Annotated in this window: 1 pseudogene; it reads right to left on the bottom strand. The window is 67.4% G+C overall.

The window, feature by feature from the left end:
- Nucleotides 1–63: 63 nt before the first annotated feature.
- Nucleotides 64–986 (bottom strand): annotated as a pseudogene (locus tag IEY75_RS20625) (IS701 family transposase); the annotation flags it as partial.

Raw genomic sequence — 986 nt, 5'->3', positions numbered from 1 at the left:
TGAGCTGCTCGTCGCTGTTGGTTTGTCCCCCTTTTGCTCGTTGGCTCGGACGGCGGCCAGTCAGGCCAGGGCGAGCATCGACAAGGTGATGTGGGCGTACCAGCCGCGCCAGGTTCGGACTTGGTAGTGGTCCAGGCCGGTCTCCTGTTTGGCCTGTTTGAAGCACTCCTCGATCGCCCACCGCCGGCCCGCGACGCGGGCGAGGGTGGCCAGGGTCGTGCGACGTGGTCCGTAGCAGACGTAGTAGGCGATCTCGGTGGGGTCGGTGAGGCTGCGGCGGGCCAGCAGCCAGTGTCCACGGCCGGGTTCCCACCACTGCTGGATGCGGATGGCTAGCCACGCCCAGTCGTACTCACGCGGCCCGTGCGCGCCCTCGCCGCACGACAGCCGCCGCCACGCCCTGGCAGGCAGCTCGGCGACAAGTCGGTCCACGCGCCGGGAACTCATGTCGCCGGTGACCACGTCATCGTTGCAGCGGGTCGCCACCACATGCGCGATGTCGCGCTCCTCCAACCAGCGCCGCAGGTACTTGGCCTGCCCGAACGCTTCATCGGCGGTGAACCAGGCGAACGGCACCTGCGCGTCCAGGGCGCGTTGGAGCATGTCGATCGCCACCCGCGGCTTGGTCGTGAACTCGACGCCATCCGGGACACCAGCATCAGCGCACCGGCCCGGATCACTAATCCACGACTCCGGCAGATACAAATGTCGGTCGATCAAGGCGTGGCCGGTGGGGCTGATGTAGGCCAGGAACGTACCGATCTGGCAGTTGTCCTTCTTCCCCGACGTGCCCGTGTACTGCCGCTGCACCCCCGCGGACCGGACGCCCTTCTTGATGAACCCGGTGTCGTCGATCGCCAGCACCGCACCCGGATCCCCGAGCCGATCAACCACATAGCCGCGGATGTCATCGCGCACCCCGTCGACATCCCAATCAGCACGGCGCAGCAGCCTCTGCATCCCGTCCGGGCACCCCTCACCAGCAT

Origin of the sequence: Pilimelia terevasa, from assembly GCF_014647915.1 — a bacterium.
Taxonomy (GTDB): Bacteria; Actinomycetota; Actinomycetes; order Mycobacteriales; family Micromonosporaceae; genus Pilimelia; species Pilimelia terevasa.
This window is presented reverse-complemented; position numbering and strand designations above follow the sequence as displayed.